28 protein-coding genes are annotated in these 21,500 nt (G+C 64.0%); 2 read left to right on the top strand and 26 right to left on the bottom strand.

From position 1 onward, the window contains the following. Positions 1–85: 85 nt before the first annotated feature. The 22 genes from DENOEST_RS00435 to DENOEST_RS00330 all read right to left on the bottom strand — a co-directional run bounded on the left by DENOEST_RS00435 (position 86) and on the right by DENOEST_RS00330 (position 18,085). Entirely contained in the window at positions 86–514 is a 429-nt protein-coding gene (locus DENOEST_RS00435; protein WP_145770236.1) for a 3TM-type holin, read from the bottom strand. Further along, positions 511–1,029: a glycoside hydrolase family 108 protein gene (locus DENOEST_RS00430; protein WP_145770237.1), complete on the bottom strand. Its 519-nt coding sequence runs from the start codon at positions 1,027–1,029 to the stop codon at positions 511–513. Before DENOEST_RS00430 ends, DENOEST_RS00435 begins: the two co-directional genes overlap by 4 nt. Beyond that, positions 1,026–1,346: a phage holin family protein gene (locus DENOEST_RS00425; RefSeq protein WP_145770238.1), complete on the bottom strand. Its 321-nt coding sequence runs from the start codon at positions 1,344–1,346 to the stop codon at positions 1,026–1,028. Before DENOEST_RS00425 ends, DENOEST_RS00430 begins: the two co-directional genes overlap by 4 nt. 13 nt (positions 1,347–1,359) lie before the next feature. Then, a complete protein-coding gene (locus tag DENOEST_RS00420; RefSeq protein WP_145770239.1) occupies positions 1,360–2,433 on the bottom strand; it encodes a phage late control D family protein in 1,074 nt (357 codons plus the stop codon). Positions 2,434–2,443: 10 nt separating this feature from the next. Then, positions 2,444–2,671, bottom strand: a complete 228-nt coding sequence (locus DENOEST_RS00415) for a tail protein X (protein ID WP_145770240.1) — start codon at positions 2,669–2,671, stop codon at positions 2,444–2,446. Continuing rightward, on the bottom strand, positions 2,668–3,066 hold the full coding sequence (locus DENOEST_RS00410) for a phage tail protein (protein ID WP_145770241.1): 399 nt from the start codon (positions 3,064–3,066) through the stop codon (positions 2,668–2,670). Before DENOEST_RS00410 ends, DENOEST_RS00415 begins: the two co-directional genes overlap by 4 nt. A gap of 22 nt (positions 3,067–3,088) precedes the next feature. Next, positions 3,089–5,887 carry a phage tail tape measure protein gene (locus DENOEST_RS00405; RefSeq protein WP_145770242.1) on the bottom strand — a complete coding sequence of 933 codons (2,799 nt, stop codon included), beginning with the start codon at positions 5,885–5,887 and terminating at the stop codon, positions 3,089–3,091. A gap of 155 nt (positions 5,888–6,042) precedes the next feature. Then, the gene (locus tag DENOEST_RS00400; RefSeq protein ID WP_145770243.1) at positions 6,043–6,291 is read right to left on the bottom strand and encodes a phage tail assembly protein; all 249 of its coding nucleotides are present in this window, start codon (positions 6,289–6,291) and stop codon (positions 6,043–6,045) included. A gap of 33 nt (positions 6,292–6,324) precedes the next feature. Next, positions 6,325–6,837 (bottom strand): phage major tail tube protein, encoded by a 513-nt coding sequence (locus DENOEST_RS00395; protein ID WP_145770244.1) that lies wholly within the window; start codon positions 6,835–6,837, stop codon positions 6,325–6,327. Further along, positions 6,837–8,027 carry a phage tail sheath protein gene (locus tag DENOEST_RS00390; protein ID WP_145770245.1) on the bottom strand — a complete coding sequence of 397 codons (1,191 nt, stop codon included), beginning with the start codon at positions 8,025–8,027 and terminating at the stop codon, positions 6,837–6,839. The genes DENOEST_RS00395 and DENOEST_RS00390 overlap by 1 nt, the downstream gene beginning before the upstream one ends. Before the next feature lie 71 nt (positions 8,028–8,098). Beyond that, positions 8,099–8,428, bottom strand: coding sequence for a hypothetical protein (locus DENOEST_RS00385; protein WP_197970465.1), 330 nt, complete (start codon positions 8,426–8,428; stop codon positions 8,099–8,101). Continuing rightward, positions 8,428–8,880 carry a hypothetical protein gene (locus DENOEST_RS00380; RefSeq protein WP_145770247.1) on the bottom strand — a complete coding sequence of 151 codons (453 nt, stop codon included), beginning with the start codon at positions 8,878–8,880 and terminating at the stop codon, positions 8,428–8,430. Before DENOEST_RS00380 ends, DENOEST_RS00385 begins: the two co-directional genes overlap by 1 nt. An 11-nt stretch (positions 8,881–8,891) precedes the next feature. Then, positions 8,892–10,238 (bottom strand): hypothetical protein, encoded by a 1,347-nt coding sequence (locus DENOEST_RS00375; RefSeq protein ID WP_145770248.1) that lies wholly within the window; start codon positions 10,236–10,238, stop codon positions 8,892–8,894. Beyond that, positions 10,238–10,549, bottom strand: coding sequence for a hypothetical protein (locus DENOEST_RS00370; protein WP_145770249.1), 312 nt, complete (start codon positions 10,547–10,549; stop codon positions 10,238–10,240). The genes DENOEST_RS00375 and DENOEST_RS00370 overlap by 1 nt, the downstream gene beginning before the upstream one ends. Positions 10,550–10,561: 12 nt before the next feature. Further along, positions 10,562–11,155 carry a hypothetical protein gene (locus tag DENOEST_RS00365; RefSeq protein WP_145770250.1) on the bottom strand — a complete coding sequence of 198 codons (594 nt, stop codon included), beginning with the start codon at positions 11,153–11,155 and terminating at the stop codon, positions 10,562–10,564. Between the two features lie 12 nt (positions 11,156–11,167). Next, entirely contained in the window at positions 11,168–11,374 is a 207-nt protein-coding gene (locus DENOEST_RS00360; RefSeq protein WP_145770251.1) for a hypothetical protein, read from the bottom strand. A 12-nt stretch (positions 11,375–11,386) separates the two neighbouring features. Beyond that, a complete protein-coding gene (locus DENOEST_RS00355) occupies positions 11,387–14,548 on the bottom strand; it encodes a DUF4815 domain-containing protein (protein ID WP_145770252.1) in 3,162 nt (1,053 codons plus the stop codon). 15 nt (positions 14,549–14,563) lie between these two features. Continuing rightward, positions 14,564–15,256 (bottom strand): hypothetical protein, encoded by a 693-nt coding sequence (locus tag DENOEST_RS00350; protein ID WP_145770253.1) that lies wholly within the window; start codon positions 15,254–15,256, stop codon positions 14,564–14,566. 34 nt (positions 15,257–15,290) lie between these two features. After that, on the bottom strand, positions 15,291–16,049 hold the full coding sequence (locus DENOEST_RS00345) for a hypothetical protein (RefSeq protein ID WP_183148182.1): 759 nt from the start codon (positions 16,047–16,049) through the stop codon (positions 15,291–15,293). Beyond that, positions 15,989–16,864: a phage tail protein gene (locus tag DENOEST_RS00340; RefSeq protein WP_183148181.1), complete on the bottom strand. Its 876-nt coding sequence runs from the start codon at positions 16,862–16,864 to the stop codon at positions 15,989–15,991. The genes DENOEST_RS00345 and DENOEST_RS00340 overlap by 61 nt, the downstream gene beginning before the upstream one ends. Positions 16,865–16,906: 42 nt before the next feature. Further along, positions 16,907–17,749, bottom strand: coding sequence for a baseplate assembly protein (locus tag DENOEST_RS00335; protein ID WP_145770255.1), 843 nt, complete (start codon positions 17,747–17,749; stop codon positions 16,907–16,909). After that, complete coding sequence (locus DENOEST_RS00330; protein ID WP_145770256.1) at positions 17,750–18,085, bottom strand: GPW/gp25 family protein; 336 nt, start codon at positions 18,083–18,085, stop codon at positions 17,750–17,752. Between the two features lie 58 nt (positions 18,086–18,143). Between DENOEST_RS00330 and DENOEST_RS00325 the strand changes: the two genes are divergently transcribed. Further along, positions 18,144–18,431, top strand: a complete 288-nt coding sequence (locus DENOEST_RS00325) for a type II toxin-antitoxin system HigB family toxin (protein ID WP_145770257.1) — start codon at positions 18,144–18,146, stop codon at positions 18,429–18,431. Beyond that, positions 18,428–18,841, top strand: coding sequence for a helix-turn-helix domain-containing protein (locus tag DENOEST_RS00320; RefSeq protein ID WP_145770258.1), 414 nt, complete (start codon positions 18,428–18,430; stop codon positions 18,839–18,841). Before DENOEST_RS00325 ends, DENOEST_RS00320 begins: the two co-directional genes overlap by 4 nt. A gap of 74 nt (positions 18,842–18,915) precedes the next feature. On the opposite strand, the gene DENOEST_RS00315 is transcribed toward DENOEST_RS00320, so the two are convergent. Genes DENOEST_RS00315 through DENOEST_RS00300 form a run of 4 tightly spaced genes read right to left on the bottom strand, consistent with a single transcriptional unit; the run spans position 18,916 to position 21,494 of the window. Beyond that, on the bottom strand, positions 18,916–19,578 hold the full coding sequence (locus tag DENOEST_RS00315; protein WP_145770259.1) for a phage baseplate assembly protein V: 663 nt from the start codon (positions 19,576–19,578) through the stop codon (positions 18,916–18,918). Beyond that, positions 19,575–20,135 carry a hypothetical protein gene (locus DENOEST_RS00310; RefSeq protein ID WP_145770260.1) on the bottom strand — a complete coding sequence of 187 codons (561 nt, stop codon included), beginning with the start codon at positions 20,133–20,135 and terminating at the stop codon, positions 19,575–19,577. Before DENOEST_RS00310 ends, DENOEST_RS00315 begins: the two co-directional genes overlap by 4 nt. After that, complete coding sequence (locus DENOEST_RS00305) at positions 20,107–20,460, bottom strand: head-tail joining protein (RefSeq protein ID WP_183148180.1); 354 nt, start codon at positions 20,458–20,460, stop codon at positions 20,107–20,109. The genes DENOEST_RS00310 and DENOEST_RS00305 overlap by 29 nt, the downstream gene beginning before the upstream one ends. 5 nt (positions 20,461–20,465) lie before the next feature. Beyond that, positions 20,466–21,494: a major capsid protein gene (locus DENOEST_RS00300; protein WP_144728527.1), complete on the bottom strand. Its 1,029-nt coding sequence runs from the start codon at positions 21,492–21,494 to the stop codon at positions 20,466–20,468. Positions 21,495–21,500: the final 6 nt, after the last annotated feature.

Genomic DNA, 21,500 nt, shown 5'->3' with positions numbered 1-21,500 from the left:
CGCAAAAATCCCCCGACCCCACCGCCTGCAAAGGCAGTGAGATCGGGGGATCGTCGTTTCAGGTTTTTGTGCTCGGCAGCGCCGGTCAGCGGACCGGCCCACGCCACTTGTCGAAGCTGCGCGCACCCGTGTAGCCCAGGTAGCCAGCACCGAAGAGCCACCACAAGCTCTCGGGCACCGCACCCAGCAACTTGTTCAGGTTCTCGGCCGCCTGGAAGACGTGCGTCGGCCACCAGATGCCGATGATGGCGCCCATCACGCACAGCAGGATTACGCCGTAGATCACGTACAGAAACGTCGGGCGTGCCCGGCTGGTCCAGGGATCGGCCGAGTTGGCCTCAGCCAGGATCGCCGACAGGCTCACCTGCATCTCCTGCAACGCCAGTTGCCCGTCGGCCTGCAGTAGGGCGAGCCTGGCTTTCTCCCGCTCGGCCGGATCGGGCACCAGGCGGTCGATCAGTCGGCTGCCGGCTTCCAGCAGTCCCGGGGCCAAGGTGGTGAGGATCGGGGTCATACCGTGCCCTCCACGAATTCAGCCATCCGGTTCATCCAGCCAGCGGCAAACGCCGACTGCTTGGGATCGGTGGTGATCAGCCATCCGAGGTGACGCAGGCGCTGGCCCAGCACCTTGCCGTAGAGCACACCTTGGTCGGCAGCAGCCAGTGCTGCGCGGGTCTTGGGGCCGATGACGCCATCAGCCGTGACGCCGAGCGCCGACTGCAACCACTGCACTGCACGCTTGGGTCCAGAATGCACACCCGCATCGACCAGCAGGTGCAGCAGCGCCGAATGCGTGATGGTCTCGAACCCGGGACCGGTGATGTACTGCTGGCGGTAGATGGCACGGGCTTGAGTTTCCGTCAGCGCCTGGACTTCAGGAGCCGTGGCCGGTCGACCGAGCTTGCGCCAGCTGCCCAGCGTCTGCGCGGTGATGCCGAAGTTCGTTGGCCCGCCCCGGTCAGCCGGGTGATTCACGTAGCCGCCCTCGCGGCGGATGATCTCGTCGAGGATGGTGTCGATGGCGTTCATGGCCGCTCCTTGCCCAGGCGCGTCTGCGCCCAGCGCTCCAGTTGGTAGATAGCCTGGCTGCCCATGTGGCCAGAGATACCGACCAGGGCGGCAGTGACCAAGGGATTGAACTGCGCCGCCTCGCACAGCCAGAAGGTGATGAGGCCGGCGAAGGCCGAGGTAGCGATCTCACCAATGAGTTCCACCACGTTGAAGGCCCGGGTTTCGCCCGACTTCACCTTGCGATAGAAATTGACCAGGCCACCCCAGGCGGCCAGGCCCGTCACCCACAGGTAGGTGATCAAGCCGTAGGTCGAAGGGTCTTTGTCAGGGGTCACAGTGCTTGTCTCCTTATCTGTTGGGTTCGGTGGCGGCGTCGGTCACCGGAGCCGGCGAGGCAGTGAAACGCTCGCACTCGACCTGCGTCGTGAATCCCTGGGCGCCCAGGCGGTGCTCGACGCGTTTGATGCGCCAGTCGGTCGGGATGCCTGGACGCAGAGAGAGCGAGAGCCTTCCTTCAGCAGCGAGTCGCGGATCGCCCGGCAGGCTGAACGACAGTTCGCCCTGCCCACGCTCCCCGGTGTTCTTGCGCGTGGCCGCTGCAGCCTTCGCCTCGGCTTCCGTGGCGTGGACGTAGCGGATTTCCTCGAACGGTGGTGATCCGGTGGTCACTTCCCGGCGCTCGCCTTTCTCGAAGTCCCACCAGTACGCCTTGGTGCCGCCGGTGACCGTAGTCGGCGGCTGTTGCGTATCGGGATCGCTGGTGGAACCGCTGCCCCCGGGTTTGCGCGCAGAGTGTCGGTAGCGCCATTCGGAGAGATCATTGGATCTGAGGGTGATCGTCGGCATCACCTGGCCGGTGATGGTCTTGATCGCGCCTTGCTTGGTCAGCACCAGAAACCCAGCCACGGGTTTGGCCACGGCATCGTGTTTGGCCGCCAGGCGAGTGAGCAGCGCCATGTCCGACTCAGCGGTCTGGTCCAGATGCGGGATCGTGATGGCGCCCAGCTCCGGATCGATCTTGGCCTGATAGTGGTGCTCGGCAGCGATGGTCTCGACCAGTTGGCCCAGCGTCGTCTCATCCCAGGAGCGGGTCTTGGGACTGCGAAACGGGCCGACCATATCGGCGGCCTTGGCTGAAACCGTCAGCGTGGCCGGTGGCGAACGGATCTCCACCTCATCGACGATGAAACGCCCCATGGACACCAGCCGGGTTTCGGCATAACCCAGCGACACGGTGAGCACCGTGCCGATGCGCGGCAATTCGGCAATCGCCCCGTCCACACGGCGGCGATCATCGAGGATCAGTTTCAGTTCGTCGGACTGGATTCCGGCTTCGTCGGAGACCACCAATTCGATCAGCCGGTCGCGGATGGCGCCGGTAATCTCTACACGGTCAGCGTAGATGCGGAAGATCGGTTGCATCTTCCCCTCCTCATGACCACAACCGAATCACCGGCGCTTCAGCCGGCAGCGGCAGATCGGGCAACTCAATCACCAGACCGGCCACAAGGACCGGGGGCAACTGGGCCAGCTGCGGATTGGCTTCGAGCACGGCGGCAAGCAGATCGCTGCGGCCGCCATCTCCATAGTGCTGCCAGACCAGATCGTCGAGCACATCGCCATCACGGGTGATCACCCGTTTGAGGATCGGCCGGCTCATGACTGATCCTCCCCATAGGCCTTGAGCTTGATGCGGAACTCAAGCTTCCTGGGCTGACCGTCATCGGCGAATACTGTGCGGGTGTCACCGATCTCCGTGATCACCCAAGCACCCCAGATACGGCCCAGGCCATCGACCAGCTGCAGCGGTTTGCCGGCATCGGCCAGCGCCCGCATCGCTTCGACCTGGGCGAGGCCGCCCTTGAAGCTCGGGTAGACGACCCCATCGAGTTCGATCTCGCCGACGTTGCGCCCGACGAACTGCAGCGCCGGATCGTGGTTAATGCGCGCCTGCTCCTGCCAGCGCCAGGACTGGTTGAGGGAAAACTTCTGGTAGGCGAGCGTGGCAATTTCAAAACGAAACTCGCCCAGGCCCAACATCACCCGTTCGGCCATGGCACACCTCCCAACAGAAAAATCAGTCGTACATCGCTGCCGCCGGACTGCGGGTGGTCTCGCGCACAAGCGCGCGTAGGCGCGACTCGATGAGTGCGGCGATCTCGCGCGCATCCATCCCGGGCGGGGCATTGACCGTGATCGGGGCGGACAGCGAGACACTGGTGTTGCCACGCGCAGCCAGTGGTTGCGCCGGCATCGTCACCGGTCTGGCACTCGCCACTGACGGACTGCCCGCCGACATCGGCGCGATGCCAACGGGTGCAGTACCGACGGAGGGGCGTGGCGCAGCCAGCGCGGCAGTGCCACCGACTGCTGCCGGACGCGCAGTAGCCGGTGCCGTGGCAGTGGGCGACGCCGGCTTATCGCTACCGAAGAGCGAACCGAACCAGTCGCCGACCTGCTTGCCGGCATTCATCACCCAGCCGATCTTGCCGGCGATCCAGTCGATGGCTTGACCGACGTTAGCGGTGATGCCGGACCAGAGACCGCTCATGAAATCCGCTACCGGCTGCCAGGCGGCGCTGATGGTTGCCAACGGCGAGAAGGACGCCAGCGCCGTAAAACCATCGATCACCCACCCCACCAAGGTGCCCACCGCTCGGATCGGCAAGGTCAGCACCGTGAAAGCCGTGCTCAACACACTGCCGATCACCGACCCGAGAGACTGGCCGGAGGCGGACAGGCTGTTGAACTCCTCCGTGGAGAGTGTCACTGGCGCGAGCAAAGCCCCGACCCAGCCCACCACCCGGCTCACGCCATCGGCGATGAAGCCGAAGACGTTGGCAACGAGGGTTCCAATCGGCGCCAGCGGTGCCAGTGCTGTGGAGAGACTGGTGATGGCCGGCTGCATGGCCGACCGGATGCCCTCGAATATCCCACCGACGTAAGCGGCAATCGGGTCCCAGTATTTGCGGATCACCAGCGCCAGGCCTGCGACCGCCGCGCCAATGCCGGCAACGATCCAGGTGATCGGGTTGGCGAGCAGCGCGGCCGTCGTTGCACCAATCGCCGGCAGCATCGACCAGAAGGCCAGTGCTGCCGACTTGATCGGTGCAATCAAACCGAGGGCACCGGTCTGAATGCGGTTCCAGGCGACAGACAGAATGCCGGCGCTCGCCCCAGTCGTGGCAGCCTGAACTTGCAGTAGCGCCAGACCGGCCCGTGCTGACTGGAACGCCACCTGGGCACCCAGGATCGGCCCCTTCACAAAGGTCCAGGCGTAACCCAGCGCAATCGTCGCCACCTTCAGCGCCAGCACGGCACCGACAGTCCCCACCACCACCTGGGTGACGACAGGAAACCGTTCGGCCAGATTGGCCAGGCTGTCGATGGGCGCCATCAGCGCGCCCACCAGGTTGTTCAAGGCCGGCAGCAGCGCATTGCCCACCGTGATGCCCAGCCGGCTCATCTGATTCTTGAGGAGCTGCAGGTTGTTGGCGGTGGTGGCCGAGCGGGCTTCGTACTCGGCCTGCATCGACCCGGCGTAGGCGGTCTGATCAGCGACCAGACCCACCGCCTTCTCGTAGGTATCCATCGAACCCACCAGCTTGGCAATGTCGTCGGCGTACTCCATGCCGAAGAGATCGGACAGGGTGCCCATCAGATCGGGCGCCTTCTTCACCTGCCGCAGGAAGGTCGTCAGCGCCTCTTGGGCATCGCGGCCGATCATCTCTTTCATGACCTCAGCCGACAGCCCGATGTCCTGCAGTCCCTGCTGGAATCGCTCGTTCTGTTTGTCGGCGGTGGCGAGCTTCATCAGCAGCGCGTTGATGCCGGTCGCTGCGACCTCCGGGGGCGTCTTGAGTGCGAGGAAGGTCGCGCCCAAGGCATTTAGCTGCGCCCCGGAGAGGCCAAACAGCTTCGCCGTCGATCCCGCCCGGTTGGCGATGTTGAGCAAGTCGGATGCCTTGGCATCCATGTTGTTGGACAGATGGTTGATGGCATCACCCAACTTCACCACCTCGTCTTGCGTCAATCCGAAGATCGAGCGCAGACCCGTCATTGCCGCACCGGCCTGCTGGCCCGACAGGTCGAAGGCCACGCCCATCTTGGCGGCGTCCTCGGCAAAGCGCAGCAGCTCCTCGCGGGCGATACCGGCCTGACCGGCCGCCGCAACAATGGCGCCGATGCCGTCAGCGGCCATGGGGATGCGCGTCGACATCAAGAGCACATCTTTGCTCATCTGCCCGAACTGATCTGGCGTGTCGAAGTTGACCACCTTCTTCACATCAGCCATCACCGATTCGAACTGGACCGCCGGTTGCACCAGGCCATACAGCGCACCGCCCAGGGCCACGGCATCCATCATCTGGGCGCGATAGGCGCTGCGGTTTTCCAAATTACGGGCTTGGGCCTGTTGCACCCGTGTCAGCGCTTCGGTGCGGGCACGCAGGGTTTCGAGCTGGCTGCCAAGGCGCGCCGACTCGGTGCCCATGGCACGGGTGTTGACCCCTGCGCGCTGCAGCGAGGTCGAGAGTTCATCGACGGCCGAGCGCTGGCGACGGTAAGCCTCCTCCGCCCGAGTGGCTGCGACACGAGCACGCTCGAGCTCGCGCGCCTGCTTGGCCGTGGCACCACCATCCTGGCCGGCGATGTTCGCTTCCAGCCCGGAGACCTTCTGCCGAGCAGCGCGCATGGCCAGCGCCGCATCCTTGGCATGGCTGCGCAAGGTTTCCAGCTGCTTGATACCGGACTGCTTGTTGCCGAGTTCCGCCATCGTGGAGCCCAGCTGGTTCAGCTGCGCCTGGGCACCGCGCACGGCAGACCCGAGGGAAGCCGCCAGCGTGGCGCCAATGCTGATCTGTACGGGATGGGCCATGGGGAAACCTCAAGCAGTTGGATGAGCAGCAGACAACCGCCGCGCCAGTGACAAGGCCTCGACCAACTCACTCACCTCCAGGGCGAGCAACTCGGATCGAGGCCAGTGGGTGTACAGAGCAAGCTCAACGACCAGCGCCGTGAGCTCGCCCGGATTCACTGCAAAAAACCGCCCAGCACCTTCTGCAACTGGGCGTAGTCCTTCATGTCCAGCTGGTGGATCGCCGCTGGCGGCAACTCGGCCAGGTTGGCGATCAGCCGGATCTCGCGCTCAGCATCCGTGCCGGCCGACTTCTGCACGGCCAGGTGATCACCGACGGTGGGACGACGCAGCGCGATGTCGGCAATCGGTACGCCGTCGTACTCGATAGGAAAGTTGAGTTTGATGCGTTCACCGGTGTTCATGGGTGGGCTCCTTGTTGTTCATCTCGGCATTCATCACAAACCAATCGCGGCACGAATGGCTTCCATCTGATCGGTGCCACCGACTTTGCGCACCAGGTTGATGGCGTCGATCTCGATCAACTCTTCGTCATCGATGGTCAGCTTGTAGTAGCTGGCCGCCACCGAGACCTTCAGGGTGCTTTTGTCGCCGGGCTTCCAGGTGCCGGCGTCGAGCTCTTTCCAGCCACCGCGCAGATTGACGATGACCGGTTTGGCTTCCGCCCCCTGCGCCTGGATGGCGCCCCGGATGGTGATTTGCGTCGCGGCGTTGTCAAGCAGTCCGAAGAGCTTGAAGACCTCCGGGTCGTGGTCGGCGATGGTCAGCTCGGCTTCGAGCTTCTCCATGCCGAGATCGATTTCGACCGGCAGATCCATGCCCCCGGCGCGGTGCTCCTCGGTCTTCAGAGTCAGTTTGGGCAGTTGGATCTCGTCGATGCGCCCGGCGTAGCCCCGGCCGTCGACAAAGAGATTCATATTCTTGAGAACACGCGGGAGTTCGATGGCCATTACAGAATCTCCTCGAGATAGTCATCGACCAGGTGCGAGCGGAAAATGATGTGCTCGGCCGGGTACGGCGGGGTGAAGTCGAAGTTGAAGTAGATCTTCCCGTCCTGGATGGACTGGGGCGAATTGAGATCCGGGTCGGCCCAGCACTTGCCGCCGAGAATCGCGCCCTGGGCCTTCAATTGGCGCAGGTAGGCGTTGACGCCTTCGGTGACTTCCTCGACGTAGGTCTTGGTGATGTTGCGATCCACCGCCCAGAGGTGGGCGCGCAGCAGCGACTCGTTGATCATGTCAGCGGTGCGCCGCACACTGAGGAAGGCCCACTTCGGGTCCGAGGAACAGGTGCGGTTGCCCCAGAGGCGGTAGCCGTCCTCCTGAATGATGGTGGCGACCTCGTTCTCGTTGAGCAGGTTGGCCCGGGCATTCGGGTCACCGAGTGCAAAGTCCACCGGACGGTGGCTGCCGACAATGCCGTTTATGACATTGTTCGACGGCGACCACCAGAAGCCTCGGTCGTTGTCGATCTTGGCAATCAGGCCCGCCACACGCGCCGACACCGGCTCGGTGACTACGGCGCCGTTTTTCATCACCTTGACGTGCGGATCGACCACGTAGATGCGCGGCGAACCCCAGTCCTCGCGGTAGTCGATGGCGGCGGCGTCCGTCGTGTTGGGACCGTCGGCGATGATGACCGCGCGCAGGCGCTCGGCAATGCCGAGCAGTTCGGCCACCACCGGGTTCGCCAATTGGCGGAGGCTGTCGTCGGGATCAACGGGGCGCTGGTGCGTGAAACCGGGGGCGATCAGGATGCGCGGTGTCACCTTGGCCACGGACTGTACCGCCAGCAGCGCCTGCAGGCCGAGGTACTGACCAGCCTCATCCACGCCACCCAGCACATTTGTCTGGGTCTCGGCCTCGGTCGCCCCTTCGGCCACGCGGATCACGACCACCAGCGCACCGGCCTGATCGAAGATGCCATCGATGGCCATCGGCAAGGTGCCGGTGGCGCCCAGCTTGGCCGCTTCCAGGCGAGAGCCGGCAATCAGCACCGGGGTGTTCAGCGGAAAGCTGTGCTCATCGGCATCCGGTGCGGTGCCGACAAGACCGATCACCGAGGATCGGACGGTGCGAATGGGACGCGGGCCGTTGTCGATTTCAACGACCTCGACCCCGTGAAGAAAGTGATCTGCCATGGGTGGGCTCCAGAAACAAAAAATCCGCCAGCGGCGGATCGGTTCAATAAGGGGATGACTGCACGATGAGTTCAGGCGATGGGTTTGCCCTCATCGGGCTCGATGGCTTTCTCGCAATGGTTCGGATCAAGCCGATTCAGCAGCCGACACAACACGCAGGCCCAGCGTTTGCCCTCGCGCGCAGCTTTGCCAGCGCGGCTACTGAGCGTCTCGTCCTCGTACCCACCGAAAGCGGCATTGGCCAGCTGATCGTGAGCCACCGCCAGGGTCCAGGCGCGGCGGGAACCGGTGACGATGGCCATCAGCATCCACACGGACGCGATCACCGCCGCAATCTGGCACAGCATCCAAATGGCCAGCATCGACAGGCGGTTTGAGATCGCGCGGATCAGGGCGGCCATCACTGCAGCACCTCCTGCACCCGGGCCTCGGTCAAGAGGCCGCTGGCGGCGAGCGCCTGCAGGCCACCGATGGTCTGGGCATCCGCCAGATTCACCTCTTCAGCGATCTTCAACTTGTCGAGGAACACTTCGACCATCACCTCGGTCTTGGCAGCGGTGTAGATCGCAGCCAACTCCTCCATGGTGAAGCGGTTCATGAAAGCCAGCTTGGTGATGACCTTCTGGGGTGGAGAGACCTCAACCTGTGCGGCTTGTTCCACCGCTATGAGAGCCAGCACCTCCTCGTCGGATTTGCCGGGGAAGCGGTCGACTACCTTGCCGTCTTGCAGGGCATAGCGCAGTGCGAGCGTTGAGGTGGCTTTGCTGGGTGCCGGCAGGTATCCCTCCAGCGCGTCGGTAGCGATATCGCGCACCACCCCGTTGTCGTGAAATGCAATGTAGAACTTGGGCATCTCGGTCTCCTTTAGATCTTCCAGTTCTCAACGGGTATCAGGCAGGGGTAATTGGTGCTGGTGTAGCCGGTATCGATCCAGTAGCGGCTGGTCGACAAACTGACCGCGCCCCCATTGGCCAGCACCCCCGTGGTCTGGAATCCCACGCCCCCAAAATCCATCAGGCCGACGTTCAAGCCCTGGCTGGAGTCGGCGTTGTTCTCGTGGAAGGAATAGGCAAAGCCACTGGCGCGAATCGGGATGATCGAGACGCCACAGGAACTGCTGCTGTAGGACAGCCGGTAGTAGCGCGTCGGGTCATCGGTGTTGACAACGTGCCCGGACAGGCCAGAGCCGTAGTAGTAATAGGGCGCGAAAGCTGCCACCCACTGGTTGTCCCAGGTGATCTGGTGACGCATCCCGTAGTAGCTGCCCTGCTCGATGCCGTAGGACGTGGTGCAGGACACGGTCGTGAAGTTGGTGTCCAGCGTGCCGGTGTTGCCGGTGCCGGGCGTGAGCACCGCCATGTGCGAGCAGTTGCTCGGCACGAAACGCACCAGGGCGATCTTGCCGCTCTTGGTCGGGATGACCCGCATCCGGTACTGGCTCTCGGTGTAGCCGGTCGAGCCGTTGGCGTTCCAGCTGAAATCCACATATTGGTAACTCGCACCGTTGCTGCCGGCCTTGGCTTCCAGAATGAAGCGATCCAGTTCCCCAGGCTTGCCCGAGAGCTTGGCCGTTGGGTGCTTCCAGATATGGGCGCGGTAGTTACAACTGGCGTCGCGCGCCTCGATCAGCACCAAGAGTCCTGCGCCCCAGTGGTAGCCGACAGCGCTGCGCATATTGGTGTTGGCCCCTGCCCAGGTGGCGGCCGAGGCAGTTGCCAGGCCGGTGGTGAGTTGATCCAGCTGGGCAAAGCCACCGCGCGTGTATTGGCGCAAGGTGGTGCCGGAGAACCACAGCGACATCGGCTGACGATAGCCTTCAGGCCCCACGATCACGCCGAAATTGGCCATGAAGCTGCCCATCTGGTCGGGCTGACGCATCGCCATGCCGCCATTGGCGGACAGGCGCAGCAGCTGGTGGCCATCGACCGAATAGCAGGGCGTGGCCTTGATCCAATAGGTACCTGCCGAACTGGAACTCACCTGGCCGTTGGTGTAGTTCCAGCCGGTGTAGTCCGACCAGATCTCGCCCGAGGTCGCCCAGGCATTGCCCGCATTGGTCTGGTTGGCCCGGCTGACCAGATTGAAATCCGAGTCGTAGATGCTGCAGTCCGGGCTGTTGTTGTACGAGGAGTACACCCCCACCAGGGGCAGGGGCTGCTTCTCATAGGCCGGGGCGGTCTCGACCGGCAGCGTGCGCAAAAATCGTCCCATTACGCCACCTCCTCGATGCCCCAGACGTTGAAGCTGACGGTGGCGGCACTGACCTGCACCACGATCTTCTGACCGGCGGCCAAGGAAAGTGCGGTGCGCTCCAGCACTTCGGTCGCCGCCAGGCTCACTTCAAATTCGATGAATTCGCTTTCGGCCGGCGTGCTTGACGCGGTGAGCGCCACGCGCACCTTGGCCGCAGCTGTGCCTTTGTTGCAAGCCGCGACATTGACCACAGCGCGACGTCCGGTGGGCACTTCATAAAGGGTCGCCAGCGTGTTGGCGGCTGGCAGCGCCGTTCCCAAAATGGACATTGAGGGAGCTCCTTAGAGTTGGGCCAAGAAGAAGGTCTTGCGCCCCAGCACCAGTTGCTGGGTGACGCTGTTGGCAGCGGCTTGCGCCGTGGCCACGGCCTGATCGGCCGCGCTTTGCGTGGCGGAGATCGCCTGGTCAGCCGCGCCTTGTGTCGCGGCGATGGCTTGGTCACGGCTGCTGGCGGTTTGCTGGATCGCGGTCTGGGCCGCCGCATTGACGGTGGCCACCGTACTGGTCTCTGTCTGTGCCATCACGGCCAAGGCCGCGTTCTTGGTCTGGGTGACCGAGGCTTCCGCCGCCGTCTTGGTGGCGGTGATCGCGGTCTCGGCCGCTGTCTTGGTGGCCGTGACGTTGGCAATGGCCACATCAGCGGCCGTGGCAATGGTGTCGAGCGTCGCTGTCTCTACGGAGGTCGCGTGCGCCGACATCTCCGCCATCTTGATGTCGCCCATCTCCTCGACCTCAAGGACGGTGGCGCGACCACCGATGCGGTCGATGGCGGTGCCGAGGTACGCCAGCTCTTCGGGTGTGGCGATCTCGGCAGCGGTTTCAATCTTGGCTTTGATCGCGCGCACTGCATCGCGCAGCAAGGGGTCTTTGGCCATGGGAAACTCCTCTTAAAAGCCGAACTGGTGAAACACCCGCAATTGCTGGCGGTGCAGCCGTTCGGTGAGTTGGTCTTGGCCCTGCTGGGTGGACGCCTCCTGCGCGGCCACATCCGCATCGATGCGGGTGAGAGCCTCACGCAGGTTGAGGACGTCTTCAGACAGCAGGTGCTCTGGGTGCGGCAGCGGATAGCCGCGCGGCGTGCGCTCATGGGTCATCGCTCATCCCCATCAGGTGACGATGACGCGCAAGTTGCGCACGAAGGGCCGGTGTTGGGGTGTTCCGGACAACGCCAGCTTCACGCGCGTGGTGCGGTCGGCACCGACGCCGACGAGGCTGGTGGTCTTGTAGGTACGTTCCACCCAGCCGTTGCCCACCTCCACGCCAGAAGACAAGGACAGCGCCTGGAAACTGCCCGGCGTGCCTGACTCCGCCTGCACCGAGACACTCGAGGTGCCGGGCGTCAGCGCATCGAAGGTCACCGACACATTGAAGGTGGCAGCAGCCGGAATCGCCCGCGACAGGTAGTCGCCAGCGGCCTCCAGCGTGCCGAACACCAGCTGCGTGCCCGGGTAGAGGATCGGACTGGCCGCTTCCGAACCCGTGAGCTTGGCCGACACCGCCAGGTTGCCCGAGAGCTTCTCGCTCAAGGCCAGCCCCTGATCTTCCGACAGGGTGTAGATCCGCCCTTGCGCATCAGTCACCAGGAACTGCACGTCGGTGCCAGCCGCTGGACGCTCAACGCCCGCGAGTGCCATCACATCCGACAGGTTGGTCACCGTGTACTGGCCCAGCGAGACCGTCTTGCTCGTCTGCGAAAACCGGCAGCCCAGCAGCCGAAACGTCAGGTCCTGCGTCTGGTGCGGTGTCCAGGTGATGCCATTGCTCGATGAGAGCAGTACACCGATCTGGTAGGGCTGAGCGGTGACCCAACCGGTGCGCGGGTCGTACTTGCCGAGTTCCGCGACCGACACGGCGTGGTTCGCGTCGTCCGTGAGCACCACGATGGCGTACTCGCGGTTGGCCTCGAGCGCCACCGGATCGAGCGTGATCCGGGTCGGGTTGCCGTCGGTCTTGATGTCCGAGGCCGCCAAGCGACCTTCAGTCAGCACCGTGGTGGTGGGCATGCCGACCTGCGTCTCGCGGATCTGCACGATCACGGGAGCCGAGCCACCCTTGGTGGTGAACCACAGCTCCAGCCCGCCGATGGTGCGGCGCTCGGGCAGCGTGAAGGTCTGCGCTAGCGGGTCCCAACGGCGCACCACCGTAGTCAGAATGCGTCGGCGCGTTTCGGTGACGATCTGGCCTCGCCCGACATAAGTCGCCGAGCCGTAGCTGCCGCCGGCACCCAGGAATTCCACCAACTTGGCGCCAGCCGGAATCGCCTGCGGTATCTGGAAGCTGCCCGTGAGCAGACCGGAAGCATTGGCTGCCGTGCCGGCTGGCTGGCCGATCCCGATGCCATCGAAGCGCAGTTGTGCCAGGGCTTCGTTCGGCCCAAACCCCATGACTGTGTAGTCGACCTGCAAGCTGCGCAGAAACTGGGCTTCCTCACTCGAGGAAGCAAGCACCTGCTCCGAACGACGCGTCTCCACGACCTGTTCGAGCACACCGCTGCCAGTGATCAGGCGCTCGGTGACGTCCGACGCCCAGGTGGTGTTTGTGACGGTGAACTGGTCAACCGCAGGGTTCAACGTCACCCGGGCCGGCACAGGCTCAAAGGCCTGGTAGGGGTTGATCTTCATCGACCCTGTGCGGGCCAACTGTTCCACCACAGGCGTCAGGGTGTAGTCCAGTGTCAGTAGCGTGTTTCCGTTGTCCTTGGCGTGCTGGGCACTGGCGGTGATCGGCAGGGTCAGGACACCCGCCACCACCGCGCCGGTCTGCGCCACACCCTGGTCGCGCAAGTCATCGTCGAGAAAGTTGTCGACGAACAGCCCCTTCTTGGCGGCGGGCTCACGGATGTTGGCGTCCACCCGCAGGCGCTCCAGCGCCATCAGGTCATAGAGGTCGGCAATCTGGCGCTGCATCGCGGTCAGTTCCGAGACCTTGATGGTGCGAATCGCAATATTGCGCACCGCAGGCTCAGCGCCATTGCGCCAGTCATAGGCGATCTCGGCCAGCGCCAGCCGCGAAGCGGGCACCGTGGGCGCGATGGGGTTCCTCACCTGTGAAATCCCCTTGATGCGTTCCACCTGGCCATCGGCGGTGAGCGCCAGCACATCCACGCGCGGCAGCTTCCACTGGTAGTCGATATACATCGTGGAACCCTGCACCACGCCCGTGACCTTGAAGCCGGTGTCGGTCAGGTGGGTCGGGGTGATGCTGGCGATGTACTGGTAGGTGACCTGGTAGCTCGATCCGGGTGCCGGCTCGGCACCGCCCGGACTCCAGTCGATCTCATCGCCGACGACCTTGTAGTCGGTGCCCTGGGCGTAGGTGGTCGTGCCTTGTTTGATGGTGAGCACGGCCACCACCGTCGGTTCGGTCAAGACATCGCGACTGCCGGTGAAAGCGCCATGGACCACGGTCTCGGTCTTCTGCTGGGTCACCTTGATGTCGAGCACCTGCGCCAACGGCGGACGGTTGATCGTGACGACCATCGAGCCATCGCCGCTGTCGTTGAAGACCTGCGGTTCCGAGGACACCCGCTGCAGGTCCGGGTCAATGGGCAGCCGCAGGCGCTGCGATTGGCTGCGCTCGACCTTGAAGCCGTCGATGTTGGCGCGGCCCTCGGCGACCGAGAAAATGTGCTCTTGGGCATCGGTATTGGTGCTGAGGAAACGCACGCCCAGCCCTTCGGTCACGTAGTGGCCGTTGGCGTCATAGTCGTAGCGCGCCAGGCTCGCAATCACGCCATCGAGCACCGGCGGCTGGCGGCGGTTCTCCAGGATGCCGTTGTCCAGCGCATAGACTGCGTGGAAATCACCGGGCTGGCCATCACTGGTGCCGGCACCTTCCCAGCCCCAGGCGAGGGTCTCCTGCAGCCGCCCGGCACCCGGCTCCTGGTAGTTGCGCACGCCGACGGCGGGTTCGCGAAGGTTGGGGTCTTCGAGTTCGGTGACCGTGCGGGTAGTGAAGCGCACGCCGACGGCCACCCGACCATCGACCGGCACTGTGAACGTGGCGGCAGGCACCTCGCGCACCGCGCCACGCAGATAGACACGACCGGCTTCCAGGGTCACGAGGCCCGAATCAGCCTCGATCTGCAGGTTGGCCCCGCTGACGATGTCGCCATCCTTCAACAGCGCATCAGCCACGCCCTGCAGACGGTGGATCAGGGTGGTCTGGATCTCGTTGAGTTCTCGGGATTGCAGGCCGTCGCCGGCGCGGAACAAGAGCTGGGTGTAGTGCTTGGCCGGGTCAAACAGGTTGTAGTAACGCTCGATCATGGATGGCCTCGCGATTTAGAAAGTGACGACGAATTCGAAGGTCTCGCGAGTCGAGGGCTGGCGCACGATGGGCACCGAGTTCTGCAGCACGAGGAGGATGCCGGGCTCAACGACTTGGCTCGGCACGAAGAATTTCTGCCCAACGGGCAGTTCGGGATCGGTCTGGGTGCCGACGAAGAGGCCTTGCTCGCGCACCACGCTGGTGGCGGCATCTTCGAAGTCGAAGCGCACCCGAATGAAAAGGTGGTTCGTGGGCTCGGTGACCAGCCGGTAGCGTCCGGTCGGCACCACGATCTCGCCCTCTGGGTCAGCGGCGACGAAATGCGCCTCATCGACCACCCGGCGGCCTACTTCGCGCAACAGCGCCGTCTGGCCTATGGATTCGGGCGGATGGGAAACCTTGAAATGGATCGTCACCTCGCCCTGTTCGGGGATGGTGCTGGCCGGCAGACGCCGGATCACGCCCTCGCGGGCATTGGCGCTGTAGTCGATGTCGAGCGTGTACTCGGTCTGGTCATCGAGCGAGGTGACGCGGATGTCGGCCAGATGCTGGAAGCCCAGCTCGATCACACCCGCTTCATCGAAGGATGTGCTGATCGCCTTGGTGGTGTCCCACAGCGGATCGCCCTCGCCCAGGGCGAGGTGCAGGGTTTGTTCTTTGATCGCGGCGGCAAGCGCAGCGCGACCGCTGGCAGTCAGGATGGCCATCGGGTGCTCCAGAAAATGAATGGGGGTAGAGAAATCAGGACTGCGTGCTGTGGGCGCAGCCAATCAGCTCGCGGGTGTCGGTCCAACTCGAGGTCGGCCAGCGCACGCCGGTCCAGGTCTGGCCGCTCCAGGTGGCACGACCGCTGGCCAAGGCCACACGCGAGGGCGCAGCCTGCGTGTGGGTGTTGCGCCCGGTGCTTCGGGTCAGCAAGCGCGACAGGCTGCTTGGCGTTTCTACAAACCCGTAGGGCGTCGCATCGGTGAAGCCCGAGATAGCGATGTGCATCTCGGTCAGCGTTCGCCACTCGACCTCGGCCACATCACCCAAGGTGAGATCGCCGAGGGTGGACAGCGGCCGTGTGCGCAGCAGTGCTCGCCGGGGCGTGCGGGTATTGATCTCGCCCAGAATGACTTCACTGAGCACCACCTGAGCCCGTTGATACAGGCGTGACCGCCAGCCAGCGGCATCGGGCAAGGCAGGGTTGCCTCGGGTGTGATCGCGGCGTACAAAACCCTGGTCCAGGCTAGGCAACGATTCGCCCAAGGCCCACATCCCCAGCGCCTGATCGGCACGGGCCTGAACCCGGGAGATAGCCTGCCGAGCACGGTGACTCTGTAGAGCCAAGGTCGGCACGACCAGATCACCCGGATGGCCACGAACGAAGCGCTCCAACACTTCTACCCGTGTCAGCCGGTGTGGCGTTGCGGACAACCGGTCACCGCTACCCAGCGCTATCGGCGCGCCCGTCTCCCGCCAGACAAAGCGCGGCAGGTTGGCGTTGATGTCGCCCAAGGGCGTGCTGTCCGAGAGCACCACCATCGCCCGGCAAAACCTCCGCTCGGGGCGCATCCCCAATGGATCAGGCACGCCCAGCGCATTAGCGAGCGTGAACAGGTGCGAGTGCAGGATCTCCTCGTTGAGCGTGTGGCCTGGTTCACCAAGCTGGAAAAGTCCAACAGGGTGCGGTCGATCAGGCGGGCTACCACAAAGCGCACAGCCTCCCGCGCGGGCGCCAGCACGATGTCGGGCGGTGGGTTCACCCATTGGTGGCCCCGGCCAAAGGACAACTTGGTCTGCCCGTCCCGCCAGAACACCCCACTGTGATCGGACAGCAGCGCCTCGCCCAGCCGACTCTCATCGAGCAAGACGCGGCGCAGGTCATGGCCGTGATAGATGCGTGACAGCCGACTGCGGGCCGGTGCCGACAGACGGGCGATGGCGATCAGGTTGGCAATCGCCGTGTCGTTGTCGAGCACTTCTCCCGGATCGAGTTGAAACTCGGCAAAGCGAACACCGGGCGGTTCCTGCTCGACCGTGGCGCGCATCCCGATCCAGGACAAGGCGGTCGCCAGCGCGGCCGGGGTGCCACGCAGTCTCTGCCAGAGGATGCCCTCAGCGATGGCGCGGCGCGGCTCCGGCAAATAGGGCAGCAATTCGCCCAGCCCGTATTCCCAGATCAGCCAAGGCAGCAGCGGGTCAGACGGATCGGTCTTGAACTGGCGGATCGCATCTGCCGGCAGTGTCAGCCGGGACAACGAATTGGTCGCCAGGGATAGCGCCCGCTCCAGCGGTGTGGCATTAGCGGGCAGCAGATGGTCAGCGGTCATGTGCCCTCCAGCGCAGGGGGAGAAATGGGAAGACGCGAAGCGCTATCGATCCCTCCCCGCAAATTCCAGATTCAGATTCATCAGCCGCACCGCTTGGTTGGCGTTGGCGCGAATGTCGGTCGTGGGTGAATGCAACTCGACCTTGTGCACGCCAGGACGCTGCAACGCGCCAATCAACCAGGACGGTGTCAGATCCCAGCCCAGGCCCGACTGCGCAGCCAACGCTTCCTTGAACCGTGCCACGATGGCCTCGAAGGCCGCCACGGGTGTATCGGGGTAGAGCCAGATCCGGGCGCTCACCGTGACGGGAATGAGTTCGGCCGGCACCACCTCGACGGTATCGGTCAGCACCCGGATGTCGTCGCGCAACACCACAGCGCGCACGGCATCGAGCACCGCATCCGGGACAGTGTCTGCTTCGCCCTTGGCGAGCACGCTGATGCGCACACGCCCGGGTTCCGGGCTGTCGACCTCAACATCGGCCACCTCGGGGGAGGCCGAGAGCGCCCAGTAGCGGTAGTGTGCCGCGCCACCGGCATTGGCAAAGCCGATGATGCGTTGACGGGTGCGCAGGCGCAGCGCCTCATCGGTCTCAGCCATCAAACGCGTCACGCCGTAGAAAGCGGCCAGGTGGTCGAGATCGCTGCCGGTGGCAAAGGCCAGGAGGGAGGCCTTGGCAGCGGCGTTGATGCGGTTCCTGAGCAGCACTTCACGATAAGCCGCGACCTCCAGAAGCTTGACTGCCGGGTCCGAGGCCAAGAGGGCCGAGTAGTCCGGATAGCGGGATTGAAACTCGGTCTGCAGTTCAGAGAAGATCGTCTCGAAGGACAAGGTCTCGATCACTGCCGGGGTTGGCAAACTCGCCAGATCACTGAGCGTGGTCATTCACACCTCTACTGCGGTAAGGACCGTGGCCTGGCCATCGGGCAGATAGATGCCTTCCAGATCGAGCACGACTTGCCCGACTTCTGCTCTGGCGATGCGCACCCGGGTGAGCTTGAAACGCGGCTCCCAACGCGCCAGCGCCTCGGCGGTGGCTGAATACAGATCCATGGCCAACCTCGGGGTCATGGGGTTGTCGACCAGCGTTGGCAGGCGTGAGCCATAGTCACGGCGCATCACACGCGTGCCGATGCGGGTGGTCAGGATGTCGCGGATGCTCTGGCGCAGGTGGTCGATGCCAGCCAGGGGCTGGCCAGTTTGGGCGTTGATTCCTAGCATCGATGGCCTTCGGGATGGGTTCGCTTGCGTTTATCTCAATCTGAGATAAACTCACTCCATGAAAATCATCAGCAACAGCGCCCTGCGGGCCTTCGCTGCCGATCATCCTCAGGCCGAAGCCCCCTTGCAGGGATGGCGGCGGGTGATTGAAAAGAACCGGTTTGCCAACTGGGCCGAGCTCAAAGCCGCCTTCAATGCGGTGGACAAGGTTGGCGAGTTGGTGGTGTTCGATATTGGCGGCAACAAGTACCGTCTGATCGCTTACATCCGGTTCGAGAAGCAAATCGTGTACATCAAGGCGGTGCTCACCCACCGGGATTACGACAAAGGAGCGTGGAAATCATGAATGCAGCCATCGACGTGAAGCACCTGCTCCCTGTCTGGGAACAGTTCCGTGCCGCCACTGATATCGCCCCCATTCGGGACGAGGCCCACTACGCGCGGATGACCGAAATGCTCGAAGCCCTGCTGGATGAAACCCAGGGCGATGAAAACCATCCCGCCATGGGCTTGGTTGACATCGTGGGCGACCTGATCGAGGACTACGAGGCTGAGCATCACCCACTGCCCGAGACCACCGGCGTGCAAGCCCTGAAATTCCTGATGGAGCAGCACGGCCTGAAGCAAAGTGATCTTTCCGAAATCGGCAGCCAGGGCGTTGTCTCTGAAATTCTGACCGGCAAGCGCGAGCTCAACATTCGGCAAGTGCGGGCGCTGAGCGAGCGTTTCGGGGTTTCTGCCGCAACCTTTGTTTGAAACGAATACCGCCGGCAGGTGAAGCGAGGGTCGGTAGTGGTCTCCCCTCAATTCTCCCCAGGGTCGCATCACGCTCAATGCGAGTGATGGTTCGAGTTGCCGCCGGCGTCCATGATGGAGCCGGTGGCCGAGACATTACCGTTGACCTGAATGTCGCCCTCAATGCTTGCCCCGGCACCACCACTGCCTTTGCCGACCAGCCCCTTGAGGTAGGTGAAGAGCTTCTTCACCAACACCGTGCCGGTGAAGGTGCTCTCTGCGGCATCGGCGAGAAGTTTCGGCGTCGAGAATGTCGTGCCGTCATCACGCAGCTCCAGGGTGGTAGCGCCAATCTGCAGCACGATCTTTCCACCGGCCGGTACAGCCAAACGCCAGTGGTGCTGGGCGCGGTCGTACTCCATCACCGCCCCATCCTTGAACAGGGTGCGCGAGATATCCGCCGAATCGGCCGGAGCCGGATGCTCGGCGCGGTAGATCGAGCCCACCACCACGCCCTGGTTGAGATCACCGCCCGGTGCGACCAGCAACACCTGCTCGCCCGGCTCTGACGGATGCCAGGTCCGATCCAGCCCGGCCCGTACCGTCGCAAAAGGCAACCAGCCCGTGGTGATGGGACCAGCCTGCACCCGCACGCGGGCACGCGCCGTGTCGAGCGCCACCACCTGGCCCATCAGCGCCACGTTACTGATGCGTCGCTCTGCCTCGGTCATGTCCTGGTGCAGGTTGCGCTCGGTCATGAGGTCGGCTCCCGGTAATGGGTGCCGGCCGGCTGATAGCTGTGCTCATGGCCAGGGCCGATCTCCGGCACCCAGCTCACCAGCACCTGCAGCGGCAGCGGCAGCACCCTGTCATCGATCACAGGCTTGGTCCAGTAGCTGATCTCGAAAGACAGGCGAGCAGCCAGAATGGGCGTGTCGCCCTCTCCGCCCTGATCGACCTCGGTGCGGGTCAAGCGTGTGCCCTCGACCAGCAGCCCCAAGGTCTCGTCGGCATCGAGGATGGCTTCAACCGCCTGTGCCAGCACATCGGCTTCCTCTGCGGCGGCGTCACCGCTGGCGATGATCTCGACCGACAGCTCCAGCTTCCGATAGCGCAAGCCAGCATCGGCATTGGGCTGATCCTCGATACGCTCGTCGCGGGTGTAGATCAGGATGGCTGGCAGCTTGCCGGCAAAAAGCGGGGTACTGCGATGGATGCTGATGCGCGCGGCGGTGATGCGCGGGTCAATGGCCGGCAACTGCGCTAACAGACGTTCCTTGACTGCCTCACGAATCAGGGTGCGTGGGTGCTTCATGGCCGCCCCCTTTGTGCAGCATCAATTTGAGGAAGCCGAGCCCATCGGGTCGCACCTCGACGATCAGGTAGAGCGCACCTTGCACCGTCACCGCATCGCCCTCAGTGGGCGTGGCGGGCAGATCTGACTGCCGTACCTCCAGCACGGGCTGCACGCTGGACACCGACACGCCCGTGCTGGCATCCACCTCCTGGTGCATCGCGGTAAACACGCCCCGGCCCGCCAAGGCCTGAGGCTGTCCTTCGATGTGAAACACCACCGGCTCACCAAAGGTGGTGAGCACGATGGCGGACATGGCTTGGGTCAGATCACCGAATACGGTCATCGCCATCACCAGCCATTGCTCGAATGCAGCCGCACCGTCAGGGCCGGTCGCTTCACAATCGGCAGCGGGTTGGACTGGGTGTAGATGTCGACGCCGGTGCCGTTGGGCCGTGCGAGCTGGTGGGCATAGAGCTCCTGACCATAAGTACCGACGGCTTCCATCAGGTTCGCGGGTGCGAAGTAGGTGCGGAAGGTGTCGAGCGTGCCCAGCGGGAACGCCACCCCTTCGCGCGGCGGGATCAGGCGCACAGACGTACCGTTGGCCAACGTGACGGTGCCGAAATACTCCTCGAACAGGATGGAGCCGAAACGAAAGCCCCGGCGCACATCGTCGCGCAACGGATTGGTACCGGCCGTGCCCTGATAGAAGGTGTAGGCCTCCTTGACGGTCTTGTGCTTGACCAGGGCATCGAAGAACTCGGGGCTGACCAGGGCGTGGATGGTGGTCATCATCTCGCCTTTGAGGTTCTCTTCGATGTGGCGGGCGACCTGGGTGCAGTGGATGACCATGTCTTCGGTGCCACCGAACACAAAATCCACCTCGGGTTTCTGGATGTCGAACTCGTCGTGCCAGTCGTAGAGGGTGTTGCCGCCCCCGTCCTTGGTGATGCCCAGCAGAGCATTGACGCGCATGTACTCGAGCGTCTGCGCGTGTTTCGCACGCATCCGGGCGAGCTTGCGGGTCATTACGGTCACCAGCGGGTCTTCACCGGCCGCCAGACCCAGGCCACGGATGCCCTGGATTTCCTCGGGCAGCACCACGTCGTTGTGCGGGATATGCGGCACGGCAAAGGAGCGTACCGAGCGCTTGTCGGTAGTGCCCACCGTCGCAGGCGCGCCGGGCGCAACAGCCGGCAGCAGACGCAGCTCGCCCTCGATGGACTCAATGGTGACGTTGCGCTGGGAAATTGGCTCGGGTGCAAACAGCCCCAGCTGGCCCACCCGGCCGTAGGGATTGGGCAGCATCTGGATGGCGGCCGACATCTCGGCCAGCGTGAAGCCGCCGGCGTCGAACGGATTGACGATCACGGTCATGGGGGA

The organism is Denitratisoma oestradiolicum (assembly GCF_902813185.1).
Taxonomy (GTDB): Bacteria; Pseudomonadota; Gammaproteobacteria; order Burkholderiales; family Rhodocyclaceae; genus Denitratisoma; species Denitratisoma oestradiolicum.
This window is presented reverse-complemented; position numbering and strand designations above follow the sequence as displayed.